Below are 25361 nucleotides of genomic sequence, written 5' to 3' on the forward strand. Positions count from 1 at the left end.
GGCGCGATTACCCTTCGTAGGGGATACGTCCGCCGCGAGATAAACTTAAAAGGACATGTTCACTATCTGTTGCTGATTCGGGGTGAGGAAAAACGACGGCTTACCGTCTTGCGATTTCGGGTAACGGCGTGTTTCGACTTCACGCCGAGCGGACCAAAAGGATTATACCCTCTTCGTGGTTGTGTTTCTCCCAACGGAGTACGGTCCGGAAAATGAAGCTCGCAATGATCGGTTTCGGGCAGGCCGGTGGGAAAATAGTCGACAAGTTCCTGGAATACGACCAGCGAACTGGTAGCAACATCGTTCGGTCGGCGGTCGCGGTCAACTCCGCGAAGGCCGACCTGATGGGGCTCGACGAAGTTCCGAAGGACCATCGGGTCCTCATCGGTCAGTCCAGAGTCAAGGGGCACGGCGTCGGTGCGGACAACGAGCTCGGCGCGGAAATCGCCGAGGAGGACATCGACGAGATTCAGGGCGCTGTCGATAACATCCCCGTCCACGAGGTCGACGCGTTCCTCATCGTCGCGGGGATGGGTGGCGGAACCGGGTCGGGCGGTGCGCCGGTGCTCGCCAAGCACCTCAAGCGCATCTACACCGAGCCGGTGTACGGGTTGGGAATCCTGCCCGGAAGCGACGAGGGTGGTATCTACACGCTCAACGCCGCCCGCTCGTTCCAGACGTTCGTCCGCGAGGTCGACAACCTCATGGTGTTCGACAACGACGCGTGGCGACAGTCGGGCGAGTCCATCGAGGGTGGCTACGCCGAGATAAACGAGGAGATCGTCCGGCGATTCGGCATCCTGTTCGGCGCGGGGGAGATAGACGGCGACGACGAGGTCGCCGAGAGCGTGGTCGACTCCAGCGAGATCATCAACACGCTCGCGGGCGGCGGCGTCTCGACCATCGGCTACGCCGCCGAAGAGGTCGAGACCACCAACTCCGGCGGCGGCCTGCTCTCGCGGTTCACCGGCGGCGAGGAGGAGTCGATGGACACCGCCAACACCACCAATCGAATCACCAGCCTCGTCCGCAAGGCGGCCCTCGGCCGGCTCACCCTGCCCTGCGAGATCGAAGGCACCGAGCGAGCCCTGCTCGTCCTGAGCGGTCCGCCCCAGCACCTCAACCGGAAGGGAATCGAGCGCGGGCGGAAGTGGCTGGAGGAGCAGACCGGCTCGATGGAGGTGCGGGGCGGCGACTACCCGGTCGCCGACTCGGGTTTCGTCGCCAGCGTGGTCCTCCTGTCGGGAGTCAACAACGTGCCCCGCATCAAGGAGCTCCAGGAGGTCGCCATCGAGGCCCAGGAGAACATCGACGACATCCGGGAGGAGAGCGAGGAGAACCTAGAGGAGCTAGTGGAGGACGATGACGATGAACTCGAACCGTTGTTCTAAGCCACTCACCGTCCTGCTCGTACTCGTGCTCGCCGTCTCGGCCGTCGGGCCCGCCACAGCGCTGTCGGTGTCGGCCGCCGACGCGCCGTCCGAGGCGGAGGTCGGCGAGGAGATCGAGACGACGTTCACGCTCGAACGACCGTTCAGCGAGTACGAGGAGTGGACGCTGAACGGGGAGACGAACCTCAGCGACGTGACCTGGACCGTCAAGCTGTACGACCAGGCCGGCGACAAGCTGGACCAGCAGTCGTACGACGGGACGTCGTTCAACCACTCGCTCGAACAGAGCGACGCGTTCGAGGTCGAAGTCGTGCTCGAAGGGACGGTCACCGAGGTCGCGGCGTACAGCTACGACCCGGCCCAGCAGACGCTGCTCGCGGAGCTGAATCAGGTCCGCGACGGGGGGAGCAGCGACACCATCGACGCGTGGGAGTTCCGGCCGTACACGGCCGACAGCGACGAGGCGCGCACAGCCATCGCGGACGCCGAGCAGGCCATCGCGGACGCCGACGACAGCGGCGCGGACGTCTCGGCGGCCGAGAACACGCTCGAGAGCGCGGTATCGGCGTTCGACCACGGGAACTTCGAGAACGCGGGCAACCTCGCGAGCGACGCCCAGGAGAGCGCCAACTCGGCCCAGCAGTCGAGCCAGCAGACCCAGATGCTGCTGTACGGCGGCCTCGGGCTGGTCGCGCTGGTGCTGGTCGTCGGAGCGGTGTTCTGGTACCGCTCCCAGCAGGACGACTACGACAAGCTGGGGTGAGGGCGCGGTTCCGGACCGTCTTTTCGTGGATGCCGACCGGTGTCGAGGTACGTCTCTTCGGGAACGCCACGGACCGGTAGGGCGAACAGGCGGCGCGTTGACGAGGTGGTCGCGAGGGGCGCGCCGCGCTCCCGCCTCGACGCCCTCGCGGCGGTTCTCAGGTCACGGCCCGGTTTCGTCTCGTTTTCGGCTGTAAAGCTTTGGACCGGACGCGGGCCGGGGTATCCGGAGCGTACGCTCGCGTATCCGGTCAATAACCTTGACGGCGGCCGACCTACTCGTGGCCGACATGGGCACGCCGCAACTGGAGTTCGACGGCGACGTGGAGGACCGCATCTACCGCTACGTCGAGCGCAACGGCTCGGCCACGCGCGAGGAGGTCCGCGACGCGGTTCGAGTCGCCGAGAGCGCCGGCGCGAAACCGCCGCGGTCGGGGACCGAGCCCGCCGCCCGGCTCCCGGTCGCGGAGTGCAACGAGCGCGTCGACGCGCTGCTCGACGCCGGACGCCTGACCGAGCGCGACGGAAGCCTCTACGTCGAACCCGACGCCGAGGCCGAGACCCACGAGGCCGACGAGTTCGAGTACGTCGTCCGGCCGGCCGACGAGGACGACCGCGAGGCGGTCGCGGCGCTCGTCCGCGAGGTGGCCGACGAGGGAGCCATCGTGGTGGACGCGCGCGTGGCCGACGCCATACAGCGCGACGGCGCGCTGGTCCGGCTCAACGAGCGCGAGTCCCGGATGGTCTTCGTGGCCGAGCGCCACGCGGAGGGCGACGACGCGGACGACTCGGGCGAAATTCTGGGCTGGGTCCACCTCCAGGGATTCGAACTCCCGGCCCGGAGCCACACCGCGGAACTCACCGTCGGCGTCGCGCCCGAGTACCGCGAGCAGGGCGTCGGGTCGACCCTGCTCGAACGCGGGATGGCGTGGGCCGACGACGACGGGTGCGTGAAGGTGTACCAGAGCCTTCCGGCCACCAACGAGGAGGCGCTCGACCTGCTCGACGAGCACGGCTGGGACCGGGAGGCGACCCGCGCCGACCACTACGAGGTCGGCGACGAGTTCGTCGACGAGGTCCAACTGGCGAAGCGACTCGACGGGTGAGCAGCGCCGCGGCCCACGAGGGGTCACCGCTCGCGGAACACGCCGAGGACGAGCCACGCGAACGTCGTCGCTCCGGCGAGCGCGCTCGCGCGCCCCGCGAGGCTCGCCGTCGGCGCTCCGACGAGTGTGCCGCCGACCTCCGCGAGCAGGCCGACGCCGACCAGCGCGACCGACGCGAGCGCGGTCCGGTCGGACGCGCCCGGGAAGGACCCGACCGTCGGCGGGTAGAACTGGTAGGTCGCGCCGACGATTGTCAGCCCCACGAATCCGAGGACGTTGAGCCGGAGGTGGGCCTCGACGAGTTCGAATCGGACGCCGGAGAACGCGAAGTGCAGGCCGAGGGCGACGCCGAGGACGCCGGCCGTGACTCCCGCGAGGACGGCGTAGAACCCGACCCGGCGGCGCTCCGACCGGGCGAACAGCGCGGCGTAGGCCAGCGCGAACCCGACGACCGCGAGCGCTTCGAGCGTCGCGCCCGCGCGGAACCACCAGCCGTCGTAGAGCCCCAACGCGAGGACTGCGGGCCCGAGCGCGCCCGCCGGCAGGACGACCGCGACCAGCGTCGGCGGCGGCGAGGCGACCAGAAATCGGGGAAAGAGCCGGAAACCCACGGCGAATAGCAGGAGCGCGGCGGTGCCGGCGGCCAGCAGGTGGGCGGTCCGGGCGAACGCGACGGCGGGCAGCCCCACGGCGGCGAGGTCCGCGCCGAGAACGCCCGCGTAGGGCGTCAGCGTGGCGGCGGTTCCGGCCACCAGATACGCCAGCACGACCGGGACGAAGGCGTTGGCGAATCGGTCGACCCGCCGCCGGTGGGCGTTGGCGTCGCTGGTGCCGGTCTCGCGGCCGGTGGGGTCGTCCCGGAGCGTCCACCCGAGCGCGACCACGAACACCGCGACCCCGGCCGCCCAGCAGAGCGCGCCGAGCGCGCCGACGACCTCGGGGACGCCCGGGAGGGGTTCCGCCGCGAGCCCCGCCGCGCCGAGCGCGGCGAGCGGGAAGTGGACTCCGGGCGCGCGACCGAGCGCGAGCGACCGGTCGAAGTACGAGGGGACCAGCGAGTAGGCTTTGCCGAAGACCGCGTTGAGGACGAATCCGTACACCGCGAGCGTCACCCGAGTCCGTCGGGGAACGTCGACCCCGACCGTCGGGAGCGCCGCGAGGACCGCGGCGACCTGCCACGCCACGAGGAAGACGGCGCTCGCGGCGACGAACCGCCGCGCCCACCGGGACACGTCGCCCGCGCTCATATCAACAACAGAAGATGAACGGGTACATGAGCGCCACGCGAGCGCCGTCTGTGAGTTCGGTGTCGAGGCCGTCGAGGTGCTCGTTGAACTGCCCGTCGACGGTCACCCGGGCGTAGGTCCGGGTCTGTTCGCCCTCGGGGTTCTTCTCCCACGTTCCCGGCGGGTCGTCGGGCCGACCGGCCCACCCGCTCGCGGTGGCCTCGGCCTCCGTCTCGGCGACCAGCAGGTCCTTCACGTCGTACTCGTCGAAGAACGCGTCGAGGAACGCCCGGAGCGTGGTCCCCTCGAAGGTGTACTCCATGCGGGGCTCGCCGACCGCCGTCCGGACGTGGCCCGTACACCGGACCTCGACGGTGGTCTCGGGCGCTCGGTCGGTCCCGTCGTCCGCCGAGCGTGGCGCAGTCGACGCGGCGTTCGTCTCCATGTTCGGACGTACGTCCCCCGTCCCCGAAAGCACTCGGACGAACATGTTCGCACACCCGCGAGCGCCCCGGTCGAGCGCCCGAGGACAACGACCTTGTACCTCCGCGCTAACCCTCGCGTATGAGCGACCGAACCGCCGCAGTCGCCCGCGAGACCGCCGAGACCGACGTGGAGGTGACCTTCGACGTGGACGGCGACGGCGACGCCACCGTCGAGACCGGCGTCGGCTTCCTCGACCACATGCTCGACAGCTTCGCCACCCACGGCCTGTTCGACCTGACCGTGCGGTGTGACGGCGACCTCGCGGTCGACGACCACCACACCGTCGAGGATGTCGCCATCGCGCTGGGCGAAGCCCTCGCGGAGGCGCTGGACGACAAGCGCGGTATCGAGCGGTTCGCCGACCGAAAAGTGCCGCTGGACGAGGCGGTCGCGGCGGTCGTCGTGGACGTGAGCGGGCGACCCTTCTTCGCGTTCGACGGCGAGTTCTCCCAGGACAGCGTGGGCGAACTCACGAGCAACATGGCCGAACACTTCTTCCGGTCGCTGGCGACGAACGCGGGGCTGACCCTCCACCTCGCGGTGTCCGGGGAGAACGCCCACCACGAAATCGAGGCGCTGTTCAAGGGCGTCGCGCGGGCGCTCGACGACGCGACGCGAATCGACGACAGGCGGGGCGACGTCGCGAGTACGAAAGGCCAGTTGTAGTTGGTGTCGGCCTCGCGGTCGCCTCGACCGCGACGACAGGGGAACGCGACCCGCCGAGAGACAACGACTAAGCCCCCCGCCGACCCAGTACCGCAAAAATGTTCGACGAGATAATGGGGAAGTTCGAGGGGAGCCCGTCCCAGCAGGCGGTCATCCGGCTCCTGCTCGAACGCGGCTTCTCGGTCAGCGACGAGGGCCGGGTCGTCTCGGGCTCCATCGAGATTCCCAACACCCAGATCGCCCGAGAGATCGACGTCGACCGCCGGGTCGTCGACTCGACCACCGACGCCATCCTCGAAGACGACCAGCTCCGGCGCATCTTCCAGAATATCTCCTCGATTCCGAGCCTGATGGACCTCGCGCCCGTGCTCGACTTGACGGTGCTGACCGTCGACGTGACCGACGCCGACCGCCCCGGCATCGTCGCAGAGGTGACCACCCTGCTCGCCGAGCGGGGCATCTCGATCCGCCAGACCATCAGCGAGGACCCCGAGTTCACCGACGAGCCGCGCCTGTATCTGGTCACCGACGAGGACGTGCCCGGCGACGTCCTCAACCAACTGACCGCCCTCGACTTCGTGCGGAAGATAGAACTGGAGTGACCGACCCGCCGGCCCACGCCTCGTCCACCGAACTTTAAGAGCCGTCCGACGGTAGACCCAGTCATGTTCGACACCGTCGTCGTCGCCACGGACGGCTCCGAGAGCGTCACCCGGGCCGTGACGGTCGCGCTCGACCTCGCACAGCGGTTCGACGCCGCCGTCCACGCGCTCTACGTGGTCGACAGCGGGGAGGTCGACTCCTCGCCCGAGGAACTCCGCGACGAACTCCGGGCCGCCCTGGAGTCCCAGGGCGAGGTGGCGCTCGACGCCGTCCGCGAGAGCGCCGACCGCGGGGTAACGACCGCGATCCGAGAGGGGCGGCCGGCGGCCGAGATCACCGAGTACACCCGCGAGCAGGACGCCGACCTCGTCGCCACGGGCACGCGGGGCCGCCACGGCGAGAACCGATTTCTCATCGGTAGCGTGGCCGAGCGCGTGGTCCGGACCTGTCCGGTCCCGGTGCTGACGGTCCGGCAACTCGAAAGCGAGTCGTAGCGGGGATACTACGCCGCGTCCGGCGGTTCGGCGAGCGACCCCGGTGCGCTCGACGAGCTCGGCGGCGGCCCGACCGGGCGGGGCGGGCTGGCGTTCGAGACGCGCTCGCCGCCCGAATCCGCGACTCCGGACGCCGCCCGCGCCGACACCCGGAGGATTCTTCCGCGCCCGCCCCGGAACGAAGGGCATGGAAGACTGGGTCATCGACGACGACACCCTCTCGGTCGAGCGCAAGTCCATCCTCCCGGGCGAGGGCTTTTTCGTCCCGGACTCCGTCGAAGAGGCCAAGGAGGAAGCGGAGGTCGAGGCGGAACTGACCGGCGCGGACGTGGCGGTCGTCGCCGACCCCGACGCCGATGGCCTGGCCTGCACCGCGCTGGTTCGCGAGGTGTACGGCGAGGCGGCGCTGGTCGACGCCGGCCCCCACGACCTCGACGACGCCCTCGAACGCGTCGCCGAGTACACCGAACCCGGGGCGCGCGTGTTCGTCTGCGACCTCTGTCCGGACACGTACGACGAGGTCGGCGGCGCGCTGGAGACGGTCGTCGAGCGGGGGAGCGACGTCCGGTGGTTCGACCACCACCAGTGGACCGACACCGTGGCCGAGGCGGTCCGCGACGCCGGCGTCGACCTCGTGGTCGGCGACAGCGACGCGGAGTGTACCGCCGACGTGGCGGTCCGGTCGCTGGACTACGAGTTTCCCGACTACCTCGTGGAACTCGCGGCCGTCACCCGCGACCACGACCTCTGGATACGCGACGACGAGCGCAGCGACGACCTCGCGGACTTCTCGTACTGGGCCGACCCCGAGGAGTACGTCGACGTGGTCGCCGAACACGGCCCGAACCTCCCGGCGGAAATCGAGGAGTTCCTCGCCGAGATGCGCGTGGAGAAAGACGCCCTGATAGAGAAGGCGGTCGCACGCGCCGACGTCGAGGAGGTCGGCCCGTGGACCGTCGGCGTGACCTACGGTCGGTGTTCCCAGAACGAGGTCGCCGAGGCCCTGCGCCAGCAGGGCACCGACGCCGCCGTCGTCGTCAAGCCCTCCGGGAGCGCCTCCATCCGGGGCACTGACGACTTCGAGCGCGCCCACGAGGTCGCCCGGCAGGTCAACGGCGGCGGCCACCCCAAGGCGGCGGGGTGCAAGCCCGACCTCTACGACGACATGCTCGACTACGCCCACCACTGGACCACGCGGGGCGCGGTCGCCAAGCAGGTGATTCTGGACGCGTTCCGGAACCTGGAGTACGACGAGGCGGAGGCCGCCGCCGGGACCGGGGCCGCCGAGGAATGACCGGGCTCGACCGAATCGCCGCCGAGAAGCCCGTCGTCGGCATGGTCCACCTCCCCCCGCTCCCCGGCGCACCCGAGTTCGACGGCGACTTCGCGGCGGTCCGCGAGGCCGCCGTCCGCGACGCCCGCCGACTCGACGCCGGGGGCGTCGACGCCCTGCTGGTGGAGAACTTCGGCGACGCGCCGTTCTACCCCGACGACGTGCCCAAGCACGTCGTGGCCTCGATGACCCGCGTCGCGGCCGAGGTGCGCGCGGCGGTCGACCTGCCGATGGGCGTCAACGTCCTCCGGAACGACGCCGAGGCGGCGCTCTCGGTCGCGAGCGCGGTCGACGCGGCGTTCGTCCGCGTGAACGTCCACTCGGGCGCTCGCGTGACCGACCAGGGCGTCGTGGAAGGCGGAGCCCACGAGACGATGCGACTGCGCGACCGCCTCGACAGCGACGTCGCCGTCCTCGCCGACCTCGACGTGAAACACTCGGCCGCGCTGGCGGACCGCCCGCTCGACGCCGAGGCGGTCGCCGAGCCGATAGCGCGCGGGCTGGCCGAGGGCCTCGTGGTCTCGGGCGCGGGCACCGGCCACGAGGTCGAGTCGGGCCACCTCGAATCGGTGGCCGCCGCCCGCGACGAGGCCGGCCTCGACGCCCCGATATTCGTCGGGAGCGGCACCACGACGGCGAACGTCGCGGACCTGCTCGGCGTCGCGGACGGCGCGATAGTCGGGACCGCGCTGAAGGCGGGCGGCGAGACGACGAACCCGGTGGACGAGGCCCGCGTCGAGTCGCTGGTCGCGGCCGCCGACGCGGCGCGCTGACGCGCGGGCCGGCCCGCTCGTCGGCGCGCGGGTCTACCGGTCGGCCAGAAAGTCCCGAACTGCCGCCGCCGTCGGGAGGCCGTCGCGGGCGTTCTCGGCGGTGCAGTTGAGCGCGGCGGTCGCCGCGGCCAAGCGGCCGGCCGCCGACGCCGCCGAGTCGCCGAGCAGCCACGCGTGGACCAGTCCGGCGGTGAAGGCGTCGCCCGCGCCGGTGGTGTCGGCGACCGGGACGTCGAACGCCGGAAACCCGTGGACGTCGCCGGTCTCGTCGAGGACGAGCGCACCCGCCGACCCCCTGGTGACCGCCGCGCGGTCGACCCCGCGCTCGCGGAGTCGCTCGATTGCGCCGCGCGGTCCCGCGCCGAGATACGACCGGGCCGACACCTCGTTGGCGACGAACAGGTCACAGACCGGGAGGAGCGCGTCGATGGTCGCCCGGCGGGTCCCCCGGCCGTCGAGCTCCGAGAGCGGGCCCGCGAGGTCGAAGACGAGCGGCGGGAACGAGTTGGATTCGTCCGACTCGGCGGCGTCGACGAGCGCGGCCGTGACCCGGTCGGGCGCGTACGCGCTCGTGAACGCGAGGTCGGCCCGCCGGACGTACTCGCGGTCGGCGTCGGTCAACCGGAGGTTCGGGACGCTCTCGCCGCCCGCGATTATCATGCGCTCGCCCTCCGGGTCCCGGAGAATCAGCGAGTAGGAGGTCTCCTCGTCGGTCGCCCCCCGCCGGACGTGCCGGGCGTCGACGCCCCGCTCGCGGAGGTCCGCGCGGACGCGGTCGGCCGCCTCGTCGTCGCCGACCCGCGAGACGACGCCGGTCTCGTGGCCCAACCGGGCGAGTCCGGCCGCGACGTTCGCCGCGACCCCGCCGGCCGCCGTGGTGGCCTCGCGGACGAACGCGCCGCCGTCGGGTTCCGGGAGGTTGGTCAGCGCGTAGACCCGGTCCTCGACCGCGCTGCCGACCGCGACGACTTCGGGCTGTTCTGGGGCACCGCCGCCCTCGTCGGCACTCGGCGAGCCGTCGGAGTCGGTCATCGGCGTGACCGAGGAACTGCGGGGGCAAACCGCTTACGACGGCCGACCGGTCGCGTTCAGTGTAGTCGCCTCAGCGTGGCCCCATTCGCGGCTCGGGCGGTGCAGAGAGCCGCGAATGTCCCGCTGAGCCGCCTCCTCGTGAGCGAAGCGAACGAGGGCTCGTCGGGACTCGCTTCCGACGGCGGCGACCGGGCGGGGGCTTTCGGAAGAGAACTGTGGTGTCGTTCGTACGCGTCGCGGCGGGCAGGGGCTTTCGGGGTTGCCTTCCGCTCCGGTTGGGGTCTTCGAGAGGTCGTTCTCCGGATGGGGAGCATAGACCGCGACGACGCCACTTCGGCGAGCTACGCCGATTCCCCAGCGACCCACTTGTCCGAAAAGGACGTCCCGCAGTCGCAGTAGGCGTAGGCGTGAATCACGTCGCCCTCGGCGTAGAGGCCGCCGACCTCCTCGTTCTGGGCCTCGGCGAACGCGAAGACGAACTGGACCGCGCCCTCGCAGTCGGGGCAGGTCCCGCCAGAGAGGTCGCGGGCGATGTCGCCCTCGGCGTCCATCGCCTGCTTGGCGAACCCCATCGCGTCCATGCCGGTCGCGGTCTCGAACACGCTGCGGCCCTGCTCGCCCTCCACGACGAGGACGGTGCCGTCGCCGACCGACTCGCCGTGGCTCGCCAGACCGTCGCCCTCGCCGTCGACGAACGAGTCCGCGAGGTAGAGCGCCACGTCCTCGGGACGCTCGCCCGCCAGAAATTCGTCTCGCTTGGTCATACGCTCCGTAGTGGGATGGCAGGGAAAAGCGGTGCGTTCTGTGTCGGGAACGCGTGGGTCGGTCCGATTCGGGGGCGGGCCGAGCGGGACTGGTCGCGAAAGCGGTCTCGTTTCGACCCTCACCGCGCCCACGCGTCGAAATCAACCGCGGGAGCGCGCCGGATTCACCCGTCGAGCTGCTCGGCGATGTCGGCCAGACTGTCGTCGGGCGACTCGGTGGCGTCGTAGAACGCGCGCCGGCCGGGTTCGCGCAGGCCGTACTTGAACCCCGGCTCGACGACGTCCACCAGCACCGACTGGCCGAACTCGACGCCGGTCGACTCGACCCACTCGCCGAGCAGGTTCTCGCCCTCGCCCGGGTTGCGGGCGAACTCGGGCGTCTCGTACAGCCCGCGAATCTCGCGGCCGTCGCCGGTCAGCGGCGACTCGACCCGGGCCCGATACTCGGTCTCGTCGGCCACCACCCGGACCACCTCTCCGGCGGGGAATCGGTCGGCGTCGTCGGCGGGAATCTCGACTTTCGGGCGGTCGAGCGCGCCGCTCCGGGCGAGCGTCGCGCGGACGGTCGGCAGCGAGGCGTGGTCGCTGGAGATGCGGTCGGCCATCGGAAGCGTCGCTCGGGCGTACGTGCGTGGAGAACAAAACCGCTACGGTCCCGTACTTACTCCTCGTCGCCCTCGCCGAGGAGCTCCTCGACGTCGGCGTCGCCGCGCTCGGCGATCTTGACGTTGAGCTGGGCGGTCGCCTCGCCGACCTCGCCGCCGCGGACGGTCACGCGCTTGCGCTCGCCGTCGCGAGAGGGCTCGTAGCCGGTGCCGCCGTCGAGCAGCACTTCCTTGAGGTTCGGCCCGGAGACGTCGCCCCGCATCGGCCGGCCGGCGTCGTCGGAGCCGCCGGTGATCTCGACGGTGTAGCCGTCGAGCCCGACCGCGCCGCCGTCGACTTCCTCGCCGATGGACCGGCCGACGAATCGGTTGGCGTCCTGTCCGTCAACGTCGCGCTGGTAGGTCGTCCCGGAGTCGGGGTCCGCGACGACGACCTGAAAGTCTGCCATGCGGGACAGAACTCGGTCGTGGCGTAAAAACACGTCGAATGCGGCTCGGCTCCGGCGCGTCGAGCCCGCGACGGCCGCGCCGGAGCCGCGGCTCGCCGCGTCAGTTCCCGACGAGCCCCTCGTCGATGTCGCCGTAGGCGACGACCTCCCCGTCGTACTCGTCGGCGAACGACTCGGCGTCCGCCCGGTCGGAGAACGGGACGAAGTCCGGACCCATCGCGCCCTCGACCGCGCTGTTCACGACGTACCGGAGGTCCTCGGCGCGGGCGAACGACTCGGGCGCGGTGTGCGAGGAGATGGTCGTGGTGTCGCTCCCCGCCGAGACCTCGTAGTCGACCGACGAGTAGTCCGTGACGTAGGCCGCGTCGAGGTCCCAGCCCAACTGCTCGCGCTCGAGCCGGTACGGGAAGAGACACTGCTTGAGCGAGTCGAACCGGGCGGGGTTGTCGTGGCCCTCGGGCCCCTCGCCGTCGTAGAACAGCTGGCCGGTCGGCCCGGGGTGGTTCTCGATGACCATGCCACAGACGTCGCAGTCGCGGCCGTCCGCGAGCGAGATGGGGTCGGTCGCGCCGTCGTCGCCGGGCGGGAGGTCGCCGAGACAGCCCGCCAGCGACGCCGCGACGCCGGCGGCGCTCGCGCCGAGCACGGTTCGACGGCCGAGTCGGTCGTCCGGGCGGTCGGCGTCGGTCGCGAGTCGACGCTCGCGTTCTCGGGGTGGAGCCCGGCCGCAGTCCGGAGAACACATACCTCGGGGTTCCCGGCCCGCGGTCATAGTTCGTCTGGTACAGTTTTCGAATCCGGGAATCGTGGAAAGGTGCAAGGGGGACCCGCTCGTACCCTCGGACGAGACCCCGAGCCACGAAGATGAACGCGAAACCCGTCCTGGCCGTTCTGTCGGCCGTTCTGCTCGTCAGTAGCTCCGCGTTCGTCCTCGACGCGAGCGCGGACCGCCCCGACCCGGTGGCGTTCGAGGACACCATCAGCATGGGCATGACCGCCGCAACTACCGTCGAAGCCAGCGAACGTGGCGTCGAGATTCCACGCGCGCAGGTGTTTTACTCCCAGTACCGGTACGTCGTCGGCTACCACGGCGTCCCCTCGCTGGTCGACGAACTCGCCCGCGAGGGCCACCGCAGCCAGTTCGGCGTCCCGCTGACTGTGTACGTCAGCGACTACGCCGAGGCCGACCTGAACGTCACCGACGACGGCACCCTCCGGGTGCCGAACGCGCCGTCGTCGTACGTCGACTGGGTGCCCGCCGCGGAGGCCCACTTCGTCGTCGGGAGTCGAGCGCGGACGCCCGCGGGCGAGGCGGTCGTCCCGTTCTCCGACCGGGCGACCGCCGCGGCCTTCGCCGACGAGCACGGCGGCCAGCTCCGGGACTGGAGCGCGGTCCGGTCGACGACGTTCGACGCCGGGACCCCCGCCCGGGACGCGTTCCGGCGCGACGTCGAGCGCCGTCACGAGTGGGCCGACGAGCGGACCGCCGACGCTCGCGAACTGCTCGACCGGCCGGTCTCGACCGTCGTCGGCGAGGACGCCCCGACGCTCGCGGCCGCCGTCGAGGCGGCCCCGCCCAACACCACCGTCTCCGTGCCGCCGGGGACCTACGACGCGAACCTCACGGTCGACGAGCCGGTGACCCTCCGGGGCGCGGGCGAGTCGACCCACCTCCGGGGCGACGGCAACGGGAGCGTACTGACGGCGACCGCTCCCGGCGTCGGCGTCGCCGACCTGCGCATCTCGGGCGTCGGCGACACCTTCACGCCGGAGAACGTCTCGACCGACCGGGGCGACGACTGGGACTCGCAGGTCCAGTCGAGCTACGGCTACGGCGACGCGGGCGTCACGCTGGACTCGGCCGGCGGCTCGCTGGTCCGGAACGTCTCGGTCGACACCCCGGCCAACGGGGTGGTGGCGCGGCGGAGCCCGAACGCGGTGGTAGAGGAGGTGGCGGTGAACGGCAGCGACGACTGGCGGGACGGCTTCATGGGCGTCATGGCGATGCGCTCGAAGGTCGTCGTCCAGAACTCGACGTTCGCGAACGGTCGCGACGGCGTCTACACCCACCTCTCGGACGGGCTGGTCGTCCGGGACAACCGGATGGTCGGCGGGGGCGGGATGCGGTTCGGCGTCCACGAGATGTACACCTCGGACGCGCTGGTGGCGAACAACACCGTCACCGGCACCAACACGGGCGTCGTGGTGATGACCCGACCGAGGGGGAACCTGATAGTCGGCAACGACGTGCGGAACAGCTATTCGGGCATCAACGTCGGCGGCGAGTCGTCGTACGTCGCCGACAACGTGGTCGCGAACAACGGGTACGGCCTCGAAGCCCCGTCCGAGACCACGCTCTACGAGCGCAACGTCGTGGTCCGCAACGGAATCGGCTTCCGGTCCGCGTCGCTGATTCCCACCAACCGCGTCGTCGCCAACGACTTCGCGGACAACCGCCGGGAGGCCACCGCGACGCTCGGCCCGCTGCGGCTCTGGTCGGCGGACGGTCGGGGGAACTACTGGGCCGGTGCGCCCGGAAGCGACGCCGACGGCGACGGCGTCCTCGACAGGTCGTTCCAGCCCACCCATCCGGTCGACGGCCGCGCGGGCGACGTGGTCGGCGCGACGACGCTGGCGAGCGCGCCGGCCCTGTCGGCGCTCCGGACGCTCCAGGGCGCGGTTCCGGGGCTTCGGCCGACCGGCGTCGTGGACCGAGCGCCGCTGGCCGAGCCGGTCCGCCCCGACGCGGTCGCGACCGAGACCGCCAGGAACCGAACGGGGGGTCCGGCGTGACCGACCCCGCCGACGCGGAGGGGAGCGCGTCGGAATCGCCGGTGGTCGAAGTCGAGGGGTTGAGTCACTCGTTCGGCCAGATCAGCGCGTTCTCGGACGTGTCGTTCGACGTCGCCGCCGGGACCGTCACGGCATTGGTCGGGCCGAACGGGTCGGGCAAGACGACGCTGCTCCGGGCGGTGCTCGGGCTGCTCGACCCCGACGACGGGACCGTGGACCTGCGCGCCGAGCGCGGCGTCGGTCGCCGGGTCGGCTACCTCCCTCAGAACCCGCAGTTCCGGCCGACGTTCACGGTCGAGGAGACCCTCGCGTTCTACGCCGACCTGCTGGGTGGCGAGGTCGACGCGTCCGCGGTGATCGACCGGGTGGGGCTGTCGGCCGCGAGCGACCGCCGGGTCGACGCGCTGTCGGGCGGGATGACTCGCCTGCTCGGCATCGGGCAGGCCATACTCGGGGACCCGGAGCTGGTCGTCCTCGACGAGCCGACCGGCGACCTCGACCCCCGGATGACCGAGTACATCTTCGACCTCGTGGCGGACCTCGCCGACGACGGGATGGCGGTCCTGCTGGCGACCCACAACCTCGCGGGTGCCGAGACCGGTGACGCCGTCGCGTTGCTCGACGACGGCGGGGTGGTCGCGACCGGGCCGCCAGCCGAACTGCTCGACCGGACCGGAACCGACTCGCTCCACGCGGCGTTCGTCGAACTCACCGGCGGGCGACCGCAACTCGGCGGGGACGCCGAGACGCCCACGGTCAGCGTCCGAACGCGGGGTGGCCGCGAGTGACTCGCGAGTCCGTCGACCGACTGTTCGTGGTCGCCAGCCGCGAGCTGACCACGGTGGCCCGGACCCGAGCGTTCCTCGCGCTCGCGGCCGGGTTCGCCGCGCTCGTGGCCGCGCTGGCGTGGAGCGCCGAGCCGACCGGGTACGCGCCGCTCGTGCTCGACCTGCTCACGCCGGTCGAGGTGCTGGTTCCGGCGCTCGCGCTGGCGTTCGGCTATCGGACCGTCCTCGGCGACCGCGAGCGAGGCGAACTCGACGTGGTCCGGACCTACCCCGTCTCGCGGGCCACGTTCGTCGTCGGGGCGTACCTCGGCCGGGCGGCGGCGCTGCTGGTCGCGGTGGTCGTCCCGCTGTTCGGCGTCGCGGCGCTGGTGCCGGCGGTCGGCGGCGTCGGGACCACGGTGGTCGCCTCGCACGCGGCGGCGGACTCGCCCGTCCTCTACGTCCGGTTCGTCGTCCTCGCGGCGGCGTTCGCGCTGGTGCTGATGGCGGTCGCGATGGCCGTCTCGGCCACCGCCCGGTCGACGCGGGCCGGCCTCGCGGTGGCGGTCGCGCTCGGCCTCGCGCTGGTGGTCGGGTTCGACGCGGGCATCGTCGCGGGACTGGCGGGCGGGGTCGTCGGCGACGACGCGCTCGGGCTGGCGCTCGGAGCGAGCCCCAACAGCGCCTTCCGCGGGCTCGTGCTGTCGACGGTCGTCGGTGGCGTCGAGTCGAGCGCGCCCGTCGCCGACCCGGCTGCGAGTCTGTTCGGCCTCGCGGCGTGGCTCGTTGGGTCGCTCGGGCTCGCCGCGGTCACGGTCTGGTCGGGGCGGCGTCGGTGAGCGTCACCGGCCGGTGTGGAACTCGTCGAGCGTGGCGTCGACGCGCACCCCGTCGTCGGGCGCGTCGGCGTCGTCGAGTTCGACTCGCCGCACCCACGCGGTGTAGCTGTCGGGCAACTCGTCGAGGTCGACCCGAATCTTCAGCACCGTGGCTTCGCGGGCCTTCGCCCGCATCGCCGCGCGCTGGCTCCGCTCGAACGAGCCGTCGCCGGCCTTGATTTCGCACCAGTACTCCGCGAGAGCCGGGCGGTCGGAGCCGAGTCGGGCGACCGCCCGGCAGTCGGGCTCCCACCGCGCGTCGCCGGCGACGACCACGGGTTCGGGGTCGTCGTCGAGTTCCACCCGGAGGTTCTCGGCCTCGCGCGCCGAGCAGTCGGCGTCCACTCGCGCGAAGTGGGTCAGGACCGGCGGGTTCACCGCCGGCGAGCAGACCAGCGCCTCGCCGAGCGCACCGTACTGGGCGGCCGCCGTGTCGAAGGTCAGCCCCTCGGTCGGCGTGCCGTCGGGCGTCCGCCGGCGGCGCTCGGGCCACGCCACGAGGTAGGCGTCCACGTCGGCGGGGTCCTGCGGTGCGGGCCGCTGGACCTTCACCGGGGTCTCGCCCGCCTCGGACAGTTCGCGGGCGCGCCGGTGGGCGTCGGCCGCCGAGTCGAACGCGACCACCTCGCTCTCCTCGCGTACGAGCCGCCGGACCGCCTCGTTGGCGTCGCTGGCGCTGTCCTTGACCGCGACGCGGAAGGGGTCGGCGTCGAAGCTCATTACGAGGTAGCTGTCGGAGCGAGTACGTGAATGTCGGGGGTTCGGGACGGCGTCGAACTCGAACGAGGACGTTTATCTACGGGGCGTTCGTCAGCGATTTCTAACAGGTGTCGCGGCGTGACTACTGAGGGAGGGATTCGCTGGTTGGAGTGGCCATACGTCCGGGTTCGGAGCGAAGTTCACACGGACCGTACTGGTGACGTTTCGGAGTTCGTCGTTCAACTCGAATACGACGTGGGCGTTCGAGCCGACGGTCGAGGTAGCAGTGATTGGCGACAGGTCGCACGCTTCGACCATCAGCCGGATCACGATCACGGCCACGATATCCGGGACGAGCGACTGCACATGGACGTGTACCGGGATGGTGAAAAGGAAGCCGTCGAGCGTGGATTCCCGCCGGTCGACGTGAACGAGGCACCCGCGTTCTGCGAACGAGTCTTCGAACGGAACGCCGAGGAGTTAGTCCAGCGGTTCGAGCGATGGCACGGAATCAGTGGTCGACGCGACGGACGCTAGTCGCAGACATCTTCCGGACTGACAGTTTCCAGTTCGTCGAGGTCCGGCACGTGGCCGTCGTACTCGTAGTCCTCGACCGGGCGGCCGGTTTCCTCCGACAGACGTTCTGCGACCGATTGCTGGTCGCGTTCTTCGAGAGATGACATTCTCGTTCCCCTCTATTCGTACGATATATTGGTCGACAGAACGTAAATAACTAATGGACGCGCCGGTCCGGTCGGTTATTCGGAAGAGTCGTGCCGGAGTCCGCGACCACGACACAGTAGGGGCCGAAGCCCATTGTGAGGAGGACCGCGAGCAGCAGTCGTCCGGGACGTGTAATCCAATTTATACGATAGCGTTTCGGCGATGCCGGATATGTTTTTCCGCCGATGAGTCGAGGAAGACTCGCACCGCGCAGCCTCCCGCACGCTGGCGCGCTCACAGGAGCCGCCAGCGTGCGCCGGGAGTGCAGTTTCGGCCGAGCCTCAATCGAGAGCTGCGGTCCGACCCAGCAGTCCCACCGCTCGCCCGGCCGAACGCGTAGTTGCGCGTTCGGCCGGGCGAGCGGTCCTTTTTTGGTCCAGATTTTTCGAGGAGGGTGCGCGCAGGCGCGACGTAGTCGCGCCTGCTCGGCGCATCCGACGAAGAAAAAAGGTGGTCGTCAGAACGCCGTTCAGAACGGGTACTCGCGCGTCTCGGTCTGCGTGGATATCCACTTGGTCGTCGTCAGTTCGTTCAGAATCTCCTCGCCGTCGTACCGGCCCAGTCCCGAGGCCTTCATCCCGCCGAACGGAATCGCCGGCTCCTCGTTGACCGGCTGGTCGTTGAGGTGGACCATCCCGGCGTCGATGCGGTCGGCGAGGTCCCGCGCGCGGTCGAGGTCGCCCGAGTGAATCGCGGCCGCCAGCCCGTACTCGGTGTCGTTGGCGAGTTCGACCGCTTCGTCCTCGTCGGCGAACGGAATCACGGGTGCGACGGGGCCGAAGTGCTCGTTGCACGCGGCGGCCATGTCGTTGGTCGCGTCCGAGAGGACGGTCGGCTCGACGAACAGCTCGTCGTGGTCGCCGCCGGTTTCGAGGGTCGCGCCCTGCTCGACCGTCCGCTCGACGTACTCCAGAATCTGGTCGCGCTGGCCCTCGTCGATGATGGGGCCGACCACGTTGTCGCGCTCGCGGGGGTCACCGATGGGCAGGTTCTCGGCGCGCTCGGCCAGTTCGTCGACGTACTCGTCGTAGATGCTCTCGTGGACCAGATGGCGATTGATGGAGATGCAAATCTGGCCCTGATGGAGGAACGAGCCGAACACGGCCGAGTCGACCGCCGCGTCGAGGTCGGCGTCCTCGGTCACGACGAACGGGTTGTTGCCGCCCAGTTCCATCGCCGGGAGCGCGAGGTTCTCGGCGGCCGTGGCGGCGACCTGCTTGCCGACCTCGGTCGAGCCCGTGAACGCCATCACGTCGAGTTCCGGGTGGCCGGCCATCCGGTCGCCCACGTCCGAGCCGTGGCCGGTGACGACGTTGAGCAGGCCGTCGGGCAGGCCCGCCTCCTCGAAGATGCGCGCGATGAGCAGTCCGCCCGTGATGGGCGTCGCGGACGCGGGCTTGAGCACGACCGCGTTGCCCGTCGCCAGCGCGGGCGCGACCGCCCGCATCGAGAGGTTGAACGGGAAGTTCCACGGCGAGATGACCCCGACCACGCCCTCGGGGACGCGCTCGACCTCGTTTTCCTTGCCGGGAATCATCGAGTCGGACGTCTCGGTCCCCAGCTTCCCCGCGAGGTCGGCGGCGTGGTAGCACATCCCCTGGGCGGTCTGCCACTCGGCGAAGGCCTTCGGGTTGGCGCTGCCCGACTCGACCGCGAGCGATTCCAGAATCTCGTCCCGACGCTCGTCGAGCAGGTCGACCGCGTCCTGGACGACCGCGGCGCGCTCGTCGGCCGGCGCGTCGGCCCACTCGGACTGGGCGTCGGCGGCGACCTCGTAGGCCCGGTCGACGTCGGCCTCGGTGCCCGCCGGGACCGCGGCGACCTGCTCGCGCGTCGCGGGGTTCTCGACCGCTATCTCGTCGCGGTCGCCGGGCTCGACCCACTCGCCGTCGATGTAGAGCGCGTTCCAGTCGGCGTCCGTCGTGAACTCGGTGGGAGCCATGCGCGTCCCAGTTGGCGCTGGACGGGCAAAAGCCCAGTCACTTCGGAAGCGGCCACCGCTTTCGACGGGTCCCGCCGGGGTCAGCGCCACGCCAGCACCGAGGCCAGTCCGAGCGCGCCGACCAGCCACGCGGCGAGCGCGACCGCACCGAGACGTGCGGAGTGGCCCCCGGGGACGGTCACGCCGGTCGGCGCGACGCTGAGCTCGAAGACGAGGCTGCGGTACGCGCTGTTCGGGCTGAGTCCGAGGAGGGTCGTCGCGGCGTCCGGCGGGACCACGCCGGCGGCGAGCGAGCCGAGCAGCGCGCCGTCGAGTCCGGCGACGAGCGCCGCTACCGTCCCGGTCGCCAGCGCGAGGCCGGCGCGCGAGGAACGTGCCGCGGCGGACACGAGGAGGGCCAACGACAGCACGACCAGCCCGAACAGCGCGGTCACCAGAACGTAGCGCAGGTACAGCGCGGGCGAGTCGACGGTGGCGTGGGAGGCGACGACCGAGAGCGTCGGCTCGACGGTCATCGGAACGGCCGCGCCGGCGACGGCGTGGCCGGCCGCGACCACGCCGAGAACGACCACCGCCCGGCCGAGGTACACGCCGAAGACGTACCAGTGGCCCGAGACCGGGTACGTTCGAATCGTCCGGAGTTCGCCGCTCTCGCGGTCGGCGAGTAGCGACCGATAACCGACGGCGAACGCGAGCACCGGAACCAGCACCTCGACCGGCGTGAGCAGGTCGAGCACGAGCGCGAGGTACGAACCGGTGCCGGCGAGCCACGCGGCCCCGCCGACCAGCAGGACGTAGCCGACCCCGACCGCCCACAGCGCGCGGGTCCGAACGACGGTCAGGAACTCGCGCTGGGCGACGTCCAACACGTACCGGCTCCCGGTCATCGTCCGCCTCCGCGGAGTCCGGACGCGACGCTGGCCGCGCCCGCGTCGGGGCCGAGCGCCTCGATCGCGGCTTCGAGGCGCTCGGCGTCGGCCTGGGCAAGCAACTCCTCGGGCGTGCCGGCCGCGACCAGTTCCCCGTGGTCGAGCAACAGTACGGTGTCGGCAACGCGCTCGACCGCGCGCAGGTCGTGCGTCGAGAGCACCACCGCGCCGCCGCCCCCGGCGAGGTCGTCTATCACTGCCCGTATGTGCCGTCCCATCGCGGGGTCGAGGCCGCTCGACGGCTCGTCGAGCGCGAACACCGACGGTTCGCCGACCATCGTCTGGGCGATGCCGAGCAGCCGGCGCATCCCGCCCGACAGCGCGTCGACCCGGCGGTCGGCGACCGCCGTGAGGCCCACGCGGTCGAGGACGGCGTCGACGTCGGGCGACGGCTCGACGAGCGCCCCGTAGAACTCGACCGTCTCACGGACGGTGAACTGGCCCCGGAACGCGGGCTGTTGGGCCAGATAGCCCACGCGGCGGCCGGGTCCCCCGGCGACCGAGACGCTCCCGTCGTCGGGGTCGAGCAGGCCCGCGACGAGTCGGAGCAGCGTGGTCTTGCCCGACCCGTTCGGGCCGACGATGCAGGCGACGCTGCCGGTCTCGATGCTGAAGGTGACGTCGCCGAGCACGTCGAGGTCGTCGAACGAGTGACTCACCCGCTCGACCTCGACGAGGGCCCGGTCGTCGGTCGGTCCGTCCGTTCGGGGAGTAAGCTGTGAGCTCATGGTGTGGTCACGTTGTTCGCCGCTAACCGCTCGGGTCGAACCGGGTCGGCGAGCGGGGCGGGGTCGACGATGCCCGCGCCGCGAAGCCCGGGAACGGACCCCTGAAACCGCCTGAGCGCCCGCGAGATGGGCGACCGAGAGAGGGCGTAGGCCGCCTGGGAGTCCCCGGCGCTCCGGTCGACGAGGTCGGTCGGCCGGTAGCGCCGGTCGACGACGCCGTCGCCGTCGCGGTCCGTCCCGGGAACCACGCCCCAGTAGTTGCCGCGTCCGTCGACCGCCCACGCTTCGAGGCCCGCCATGCCGGGCGACACCGGGCGGTCGTTGGCCACGATGTCGTTCCGGGAGACGTCGTTGGTGGGCAGTAGCGTCGTCGAGCGGACGCCGACGTCGTTGTCGACGACGGTGTTGTGGCGGTAGACGGACCGGGTGGTCCCGACCGTCAGCCCGACCTCGTTGTTCGCGAGGACGTTGTCGGTCGCCAAGGAGGCCGAACCGGCGACGCTGATGCCGACGGTGCTGTTCCGAACGTCGTTGCCGGTCAGGAGGTTCCCGGTCGGGCGCGTCATCACGAAGACGCCGGTGTTCGTGTCGCGAATCGTGTTGTCGGCGACGAGCACGTCGCTCGTGTGCATGTCGTGGAAGCCGTACCGGACGTCCTCGATGCGGTTGTCGCGGACGACCGTCCCGTCGGCGTAGTGGGTGTAGACCGCGTCGCGCCCCCCGTCGAACCGGGAGTCCTCGACGACCGTCCGCGAGTACATCGGCAGGACGCTCATGAAGCCCTCCCGTCCCGCGGTGCCGTTCACCTCGACGGACCGGACGACGGTGTCGTCGCTGTCGAGCGCCACGACGCCGTTCGAGGGCGTGTCGATACTGACGTTCTCGACGAGCGACCGCGGAGCGTCCCGGAGCCGGATGGCCGCGTCGCCGTACCCGTAGGTGAGCCTGATGCGGCGGTCCCACGCCGACCCGTCGTCGGCCGCCGGGTCCCCGCCGTTGCTCGCCCCGACGCCGACGATTCGGAGGTCCGCGACCGCGACGTCGGGCGACCGGACGGCGACCACCGAGCCGTTTCCGCCGCCGTCGAGGACGGTGTCGGCTCCCGCACCGCTGAGCGTGACCGGCTTCTCGACGGTGAGGTCGGCGTCGTACCGGCCCGGAAGCAGTTCGACGGTGGTGTCGGCCGGGGCGCGCTCGACCGCCGTGGCGAGCGTCGGGCCGCCCTCGCCAACCACCACCGTCGACGGCGAGCGGGCGAGCCGGTCGGCCGCCGCCGCGACCGCCTGCCGGTCGGTCCCGACGACCATCGAGACCGGCCGGTCGCGCGTCGCCTGCGCCCGGTCGACGGTCCGGTCCGCCCACCGGTGGCGCTGGGCGGCCGACGGCTCGCGGTCGGTCGGGGACCCCTCGCCCGCGTCGCGAGCCGCGAGCTCGTCCCAGTCGAGGACCGCGCCGCCGTGTTGGTCGGCGAAGGTCCGCGCGGCCGCCCGGTCGCCGAACGGGAGCGTGGCCGGACCCGCGGGCGTTCGCGCCGACGTTCCGACCACGAACCACGCCTCGCGGGCGCGCGTCCAGCCGGGCGACCGCCCGTCCGGCAGCGTCACGTACCCCTCGTCGGTCAGTCGCGGGTCGGTCCCGGAGAGGTCGGTGACGAACGCGGCGAGCGGGCGGCCGAACTGGGCCGCGTGGCGGGGTCCGGTCGCGCCCGCCACGAGCGAATCGGTCCCGTAGAAGCCGACCACGTACTCGTACTGGGCGTAGAAGACCTGCCCTCGCGGGACGACGTGGCCCGCTTGCTCGGCGCGCTCGACGTCGACGCCGGTGAGCCCGGTCGCGAGCGTCTGGTCGAACGGGACGGGCGAGAGCTCGCCGCCGTCGGCCGGGTCGACCGCGAGACCGCTCGCCGCTACGAGCACCGCGAGCAGGACGGCCGCGCCGGCGTACGTCACGGCTCTCATCGACGTGTCCCCCGTGGCGGTCGCGCCGGTGTCGCCGCCCCGTCCGGGCGTCGGTCGACGTCTCGCGCGAGCGGAGCCGACGCCTCCCGCGGACCCGACACACCGCGCGTCCGGTGGCGTCGACCGGGCGTACCGAACGCGCCGCCCCCGGCGTGCTGTCGACTCATATCGGGAGCGACGGCACGGCGTTCGGTGCGACGGCGAGCACGATTTGCCCCACGCCGGCGAGGGACACGACCGCGCCGGCGGCCCGTTCGAGCCGCCCGCCGAGGTCGGCGAGTCGCCCCGTGGCGACGTCGAGCCCGAACCCCACCGCGAGGGTCAGCGCCACCAGCGGCACGGCGACGCCGGCAGCGTACGCCGCGACCACGGCGACCGCCGCCCGGGCCGAGAGCGCGACCGCCTGGACGACGACGGCCAGAAACACCGGCAGGACGCAGCCCGCAGACGCGCCGGCGTAGCCGGCTCCGAACAGCGCGAACCCCGGCGCGTCCGCCCGGCGGGCCGGCAACGGGACGGTCAGGGTCGGCCCGCGCGCCGTCAGCAGCCCGACGCCGAAGACCACCAGCGCGACACCGACCAGCGGTTCGACGACCGCGAGGAGCCCCGAGACGGGGCGACCGACGAGCACCGCCAGCCCCGCGAGCGCGCCGAGCGTCGCGACGACGCCACCCCCGGCCGCGAGCCCGCGCGCGACGATACCGGCCGCCCGCCGGTCGTCGCCGGCCACGCCGGCGTAGTAGCCGACGTAGCCCGGCACCAGCGGCAGCGCGCACGGCGACAGGAACGTCACGACGCCAGCGCTCGCCGCGAACGCGAGGTGGCTCCAGACCGGACCGCTCACGCCGACTCACCGCCGCGTGCGGCCCGTATCTCGTCGGCGATCGTCGCGGCGGTCGTCGGGCCCGCGTGCGACCACGTTTCGGTCCCGTCGGGCGCGACGACGACGGCGGTCGGCACGCTCGTCGCGTCGTACGCCCGGGCCAGCTCCGTCCCGTCGTCGGTGGCGACGGGCCACGTCCCGCCGTGGTCGGCCCACCACGCGGCGACGTCGTCGGCCGAGACGGTCAGCCCGACGGGCTCGCTCGTGACCGAGAGGAACTGGACGTCGTCGTCGACCCGCTCGTGGGCCTCGCCGACGACCGACATCTGGGACGCACAGACCCCACAGGTCGTCGCGAAGAACTCGACGAACGTCACGCGCCCGGGCTCCGGGACGGTCGTCCGACCGGCCTCGCTGCCCGGGGCGTCGAGGGTCTCGACGGTCACCGGTCCCGCGTCGCGGGCCACCGACTCCGTTTCGCCGGTCACCGGGCCCGCGTCGCCCCCGTCGTCGCGCGCGAGCGACTCGCCGAGGCTGTTGCACCCGGCGGCCGCCATCGTCGTCGCGGTGGCGACCGACGCGAGCAGGTCACGTCGTCGCACGAGGGTCACCCCCGTCGCCCGCCCGTCGAGGCGGCTCGCTCACCACGGCTGGAAGCTGGGCAGCGGGACGGCCGGGAGCCCGACGCCCAGCGCCGCCAGCCCGTGCTGGACGGGGACGTACCCGAGCGCGACGAAGGCGAGTCCGAGCCCGCGGTGGAGTCGGCGGCGCTCGCCCACGTCGAGCCCGTCGAACAGCGCCCCCGTCAGGAAGACCGCGGGGATGGTTCCGGCCCCGAGGGCCGCGAGCGCGGCCACGCCCCCGAGCGCGGAGCCCTGGGCGAACGCGTACAGGTACGCGGGGTACAGGAGCGGACACGGCAGGAGGCCGTGGACCGCGCCGAGTCCGGCGATGCGGTAGTCGCCGACCCACGCGTCGACGCGGGGAACCAGAGCGGTTCGGACGGCGGCCGATATCCGGTCGATTCCCGGTATCGGAACGCGACGTGCGCCCCGGCCGGTGAGGTAGGTGACCCCGACGGCGGCGACGACGAGCCCCGCGCCGATTCCGGTCGCGGCGCGAACCTCCGTCGCGACGCGGGTCAGGTCGCGGAGGCTCACGAAGACGAGCTGGCCGGCGAGGCCGAACAGTCCGCCGAGCAGGGCGTAACTGGCCGTCCGACCGAGGTTGAACAGCGCGTGCTGGCGGACCGCCCGGACCGTGAGCGTGTCGTCGCGAGCCCCCTCGTCCATTCTGGCGGCGTAGGTCGCGACCAGCGGCCCGCACATTCCGATGCAGTGTGCGCCCCCGAGCAGGCCGACCAGCGCCAGTACCGGGAGGCCGAGCGTCTCGGTTCCGAGGAGAGGGTTGGCTGGTGTGCATGTGGTCATC

The 25361-nt window shown here is 71.6% G+C and carries 28 protein-coding genes; 12 read left to right on the forward strand and 16 right to left on the reverse strand.

Annotated features, from left to right (window positions below; genetic code table 11):
• The first annotated feature begins 212 nt into the window (after positions 1-212).
• From EPL03_RS01625 to EPL03_RS01635, 3 genes are all read left to right on the forward strand, one after another.
• Complete coding sequence (locus tag EPL03_RS01625) at positions 213-1391, forward strand: tubulin/FtsZ family protein (protein WP_135827595.1); 1179 nt, start codon at positions 213-215, stop codon at positions 1389-1391.
• Positions 1369-2154, forward strand: coding sequence for a hypothetical protein (locus EPL03_RS01630; RefSeq protein ID WP_135827596.1), 786 nt, complete (start codon positions 1369-1371; stop codon positions 2152-2154). Before EPL03_RS01625 ends, EPL03_RS01630 begins: the two co-directional genes overlap by 23 nt.
• A gap of 289 nt (positions 2155-2443) precedes the next feature.
• A complete protein-coding gene (locus EPL03_RS01635; RefSeq protein WP_135827597.1) occupies positions 2444-3259 on the forward strand; it encodes a GNAT family N-acetyltransferase in 816 nt (271 codons plus the stop codon).
• A gap of 23 nt (positions 3260-3282) precedes the next feature.
• On the opposite strand, the gene EPL03_RS01640 is transcribed toward EPL03_RS01635, so the two are convergent.
• The gene (locus EPL03_RS01640) at positions 3283-4506 is read right to left on the reverse strand and encodes a hypothetical protein (RefSeq protein WP_135827598.1); all 1224 of its coding nucleotides are present in this window, start codon (positions 4504-4506) and stop codon (positions 3283-3285) included.
• A 1-nt stretch (position 4507) separates the two neighbouring features.
• Positions 4508-4930: a MoaD/ThiS family protein gene (locus tag EPL03_RS01645; RefSeq protein ID WP_135827599.1), complete on the reverse strand. Its 423-nt coding sequence runs from the start codon at positions 4928-4930 to the stop codon at positions 4508-4510.
• 119 nt (positions 4931-5049) lie between these two features.
• Between EPL03_RS01645 and hisB the strand changes: the two genes are divergently transcribed.
• The 5 genes from hisB to EPL03_RS01670 all read left to right on the forward strand — a co-directional run bounded on the left by hisB (position 5050) and on the right by EPL03_RS01670 (position 8840).
• A complete protein-coding gene (hisB, locus tag EPL03_RS01650; RefSeq protein WP_135827600.1) occupies positions 5050-5637 on the forward strand; it encodes an imidazoleglycerol-phosphate dehydratase HisB in 588 nt (195 codons plus the stop codon).
• Between the two features lie 98 nt (positions 5638-5735).
• Positions 5736-6239 carry an ACT domain-containing protein gene (locus EPL03_RS01655; protein ID WP_135827601.1) on the forward strand — a complete coding sequence of 168 codons (504 nt, stop codon included), beginning with the start codon at positions 5736-5738 and terminating at the stop codon, positions 6237-6239.
• A 63-nt stretch (positions 6240-6302) separates the two neighbouring features.
• Positions 6303-6734 carry a universal stress protein gene (locus EPL03_RS01660; RefSeq protein WP_135827602.1) on the forward strand — a complete coding sequence of 144 codons (432 nt, stop codon included), beginning with the start codon at positions 6303-6305 and terminating at the stop codon, positions 6732-6734.
• A 187-nt stretch (positions 6735-6921) separates the two neighbouring features.
• Positions 6922-8028 carry a DHH family phosphoesterase gene (locus EPL03_RS01665; RefSeq protein WP_135827603.1) on the forward strand — a complete coding sequence of 369 codons (1107 nt, stop codon included), beginning with the start codon at positions 6922-6924 and terminating at the stop codon, positions 8026-8028.
• Positions 8025-8840 (forward strand): BtpA/SgcQ family protein, encoded by an 816-nt coding sequence (locus EPL03_RS01670; RefSeq protein ID WP_135827604.1) that lies wholly within the window; start codon positions 8025-8027, stop codon positions 8838-8840. The genes EPL03_RS01665 and EPL03_RS01670 overlap by 4 nt, the downstream gene beginning before the upstream one ends.
• Positions 8841-8873: 33 nt before the next feature.
• Here EPL03_RS01670 and EPL03_RS01675 read toward each other — a convergent pair whose 3' ends face one another.
• From EPL03_RS01675 to EPL03_RS01695, 5 genes are all read right to left on the reverse strand, one after another.
• The gene (locus EPL03_RS01675) at positions 8874-9872 is read right to left on the reverse strand and encodes a carbohydrate kinase family protein (RefSeq protein ID WP_135827605.1); all 999 of its coding nucleotides are present in this window, start codon (positions 9870-9872) and stop codon (positions 8874-8876) included.
• A gap of 341 nt (positions 9873-10213) precedes the next feature.
• Positions 10214-10636: a DUF5807 family protein gene (locus EPL03_RS01680; RefSeq protein WP_135827606.1), complete on the reverse strand. Its 423-nt coding sequence runs from the start codon at positions 10634-10636 to the stop codon at positions 10214-10216.
• Between the two features lie 164 nt (positions 10637-10800).
• On the reverse strand, positions 10801-11241 hold the full coding sequence (locus EPL03_RS01685) for a DUF7112 family protein (RefSeq protein WP_135827607.1): 441 nt from the start codon (positions 11239-11241) through the stop codon (positions 10801-10803).
• 56 nt (positions 11242-11297) lie between these two features.
• Positions 11298-11690: a 30S ribosomal protein S6e gene (locus tag EPL03_RS01690; RefSeq protein WP_135827608.1), complete on the reverse strand. Its 393-nt coding sequence runs from the start codon at positions 11688-11690 to the stop codon at positions 11298-11300.
• Positions 11691-11790: 100 nt separating this feature from the next.
• Entirely contained in the window at positions 11791-12435 is a 645-nt protein-coding gene (locus tag EPL03_RS01695) for a nitrous oxide reductase accessory protein NosL (protein WP_135827609.1), read from the reverse strand.
• A 119-nt stretch (positions 12436-12554) separates the two neighbouring features.
• On the opposite strand from EPL03_RS01695, the gene EPL03_RS01700 reads away from it, so the two are divergent.
• The 3 genes from EPL03_RS01700 to EPL03_RS01710 are packed head-to-tail and all read left to right on the forward strand — an operon-like array spanning position 12555 to position 16089.
• A complete protein-coding gene (locus tag EPL03_RS01700; protein WP_135827610.1) occupies positions 12555-14483 on the forward strand; it encodes a NosD domain-containing protein in 1929 nt (642 codons plus the stop codon).
• Positions 14480-15271 carry an ABC transporter ATP-binding protein gene (locus EPL03_RS01705; protein ID WP_135827611.1) on the forward strand — a complete coding sequence of 264 codons (792 nt, stop codon included), beginning with the start codon at positions 14480-14482 and terminating at the stop codon, positions 15269-15271. The genes EPL03_RS01700 and EPL03_RS01705 overlap by 4 nt, the downstream gene beginning before the upstream one ends.
• Complete coding sequence (locus EPL03_RS01710) at positions 15268-16089, forward strand: ABC transporter permease (protein WP_135827612.1); 822 nt, start codon at positions 15268-15270, stop codon at positions 16087-16089. The genes EPL03_RS01705 and EPL03_RS01710 overlap by 4 nt, the downstream gene beginning before the upstream one ends.
• Before the next feature lie 3 nt (positions 16090-16092).
• On the opposite strand, the gene EPL03_RS01715 is transcribed toward EPL03_RS01710, so the two are convergent.
• The gene (locus EPL03_RS01715) at positions 16093-16848 is read right to left on the reverse strand and encodes a hypothetical protein (RefSeq protein WP_135827613.1); all 756 of its coding nucleotides are present in this window, start codon (positions 16846-16848) and stop codon (positions 16093-16095) included.
• A 30-nt stretch (positions 16849-16878) separates the two neighbouring features.
• On the opposite strand from EPL03_RS01715, the gene EPL03_RS20820 reads away from it, so the two are divergent.
• Positions 16879-17364: a DUF7718 family protein gene (locus EPL03_RS20820; RefSeq protein WP_135827614.1), complete on the forward strand. Its 486-nt coding sequence runs from the start codon at positions 16879-16881 to the stop codon at positions 17362-17364.
• Here the strand turns inward: EPL03_RS20820 and EPL03_RS19725 are convergent.
• The 8 genes from EPL03_RS19725 to EPL03_RS01755 form a co-directional block, all read right to left on the reverse strand.
• Positions 17361-17510: a hypothetical protein gene (locus tag EPL03_RS19725; RefSeq protein ID WP_168216162.1), complete on the reverse strand. Its 150-nt coding sequence runs from the start codon at positions 17508-17510 to the stop codon at positions 17361-17363. The two genes, EPL03_RS20820 and EPL03_RS19725, sit on opposite strands and share 4 nt — an antisense overlap.
• A 509-nt stretch (positions 17511-18019) precedes the next feature.
• The gene (locus tag EPL03_RS01725; protein WP_135827615.1) at positions 18020-19492 is read right to left on the reverse strand and encodes an aldehyde dehydrogenase family protein; all 1473 of its coding nucleotides are present in this window, start codon (positions 19490-19492) and stop codon (positions 18020-18022) included.
• 80 nt (positions 19493-19572) lie between these two features.
• Positions 19573-20379, reverse strand: coding sequence for an ABC transporter permease subunit (locus tag EPL03_RS01730; RefSeq protein ID WP_135827616.1), 807 nt, complete (start codon positions 20377-20379; stop codon positions 19573-19575).
• Complete coding sequence (locus EPL03_RS01735; protein ID WP_135827617.1) at positions 20376-21149, reverse strand: ABC transporter ATP-binding protein; 774 nt, start codon at positions 21147-21149, stop codon at positions 20376-20378. The genes EPL03_RS01730 and EPL03_RS01735 overlap by 4 nt, the downstream gene beginning before the upstream one ends.
• Positions 21146-23107, reverse strand: a complete 1962-nt coding sequence (locus EPL03_RS01740; protein ID WP_135827618.1) for a NosD domain-containing protein — start codon at positions 23105-23107, stop codon at positions 21146-21148. Before EPL03_RS01740 ends, EPL03_RS01735 begins: the two co-directional genes overlap by 4 nt.
• 163 nt (positions 23108-23270) lie before the next feature.
• Positions 23271-23951 (reverse strand): cytochrome c biogenesis CcdA family protein, encoded by a 681-nt coding sequence (locus EPL03_RS01745; RefSeq protein WP_135827619.1) that lies wholly within the window; start codon positions 23949-23951, stop codon positions 23271-23273.
• Positions 23948-24532 (reverse strand): TlpA family protein disulfide reductase, encoded by a 585-nt coding sequence (locus EPL03_RS01750; RefSeq protein WP_210424881.1) that lies wholly within the window; start codon positions 24530-24532, stop codon positions 23948-23950. Before EPL03_RS01750 ends, EPL03_RS01745 begins: the two co-directional genes overlap by 4 nt.
• Positions 24533-24571: 39 nt before the next feature.
• Positions 24572-25360, reverse strand: coding sequence for a sulfite exporter TauE/SafE family protein (locus EPL03_RS01755; RefSeq protein ID WP_135827620.1), 789 nt, complete (start codon positions 25358-25360; stop codon positions 24572-24574).
• Position 25361 lies beyond the last annotated feature (1 nt).

This window comes from Halorussus halobius (assembly GCF_004765805.1).
Taxonomy (GTDB): domain Archaea; phylum Halobacteriota; class Halobacteria; order Halobacteriales; family Haladaptataceae; genus Halorussus; species Halorussus halobius.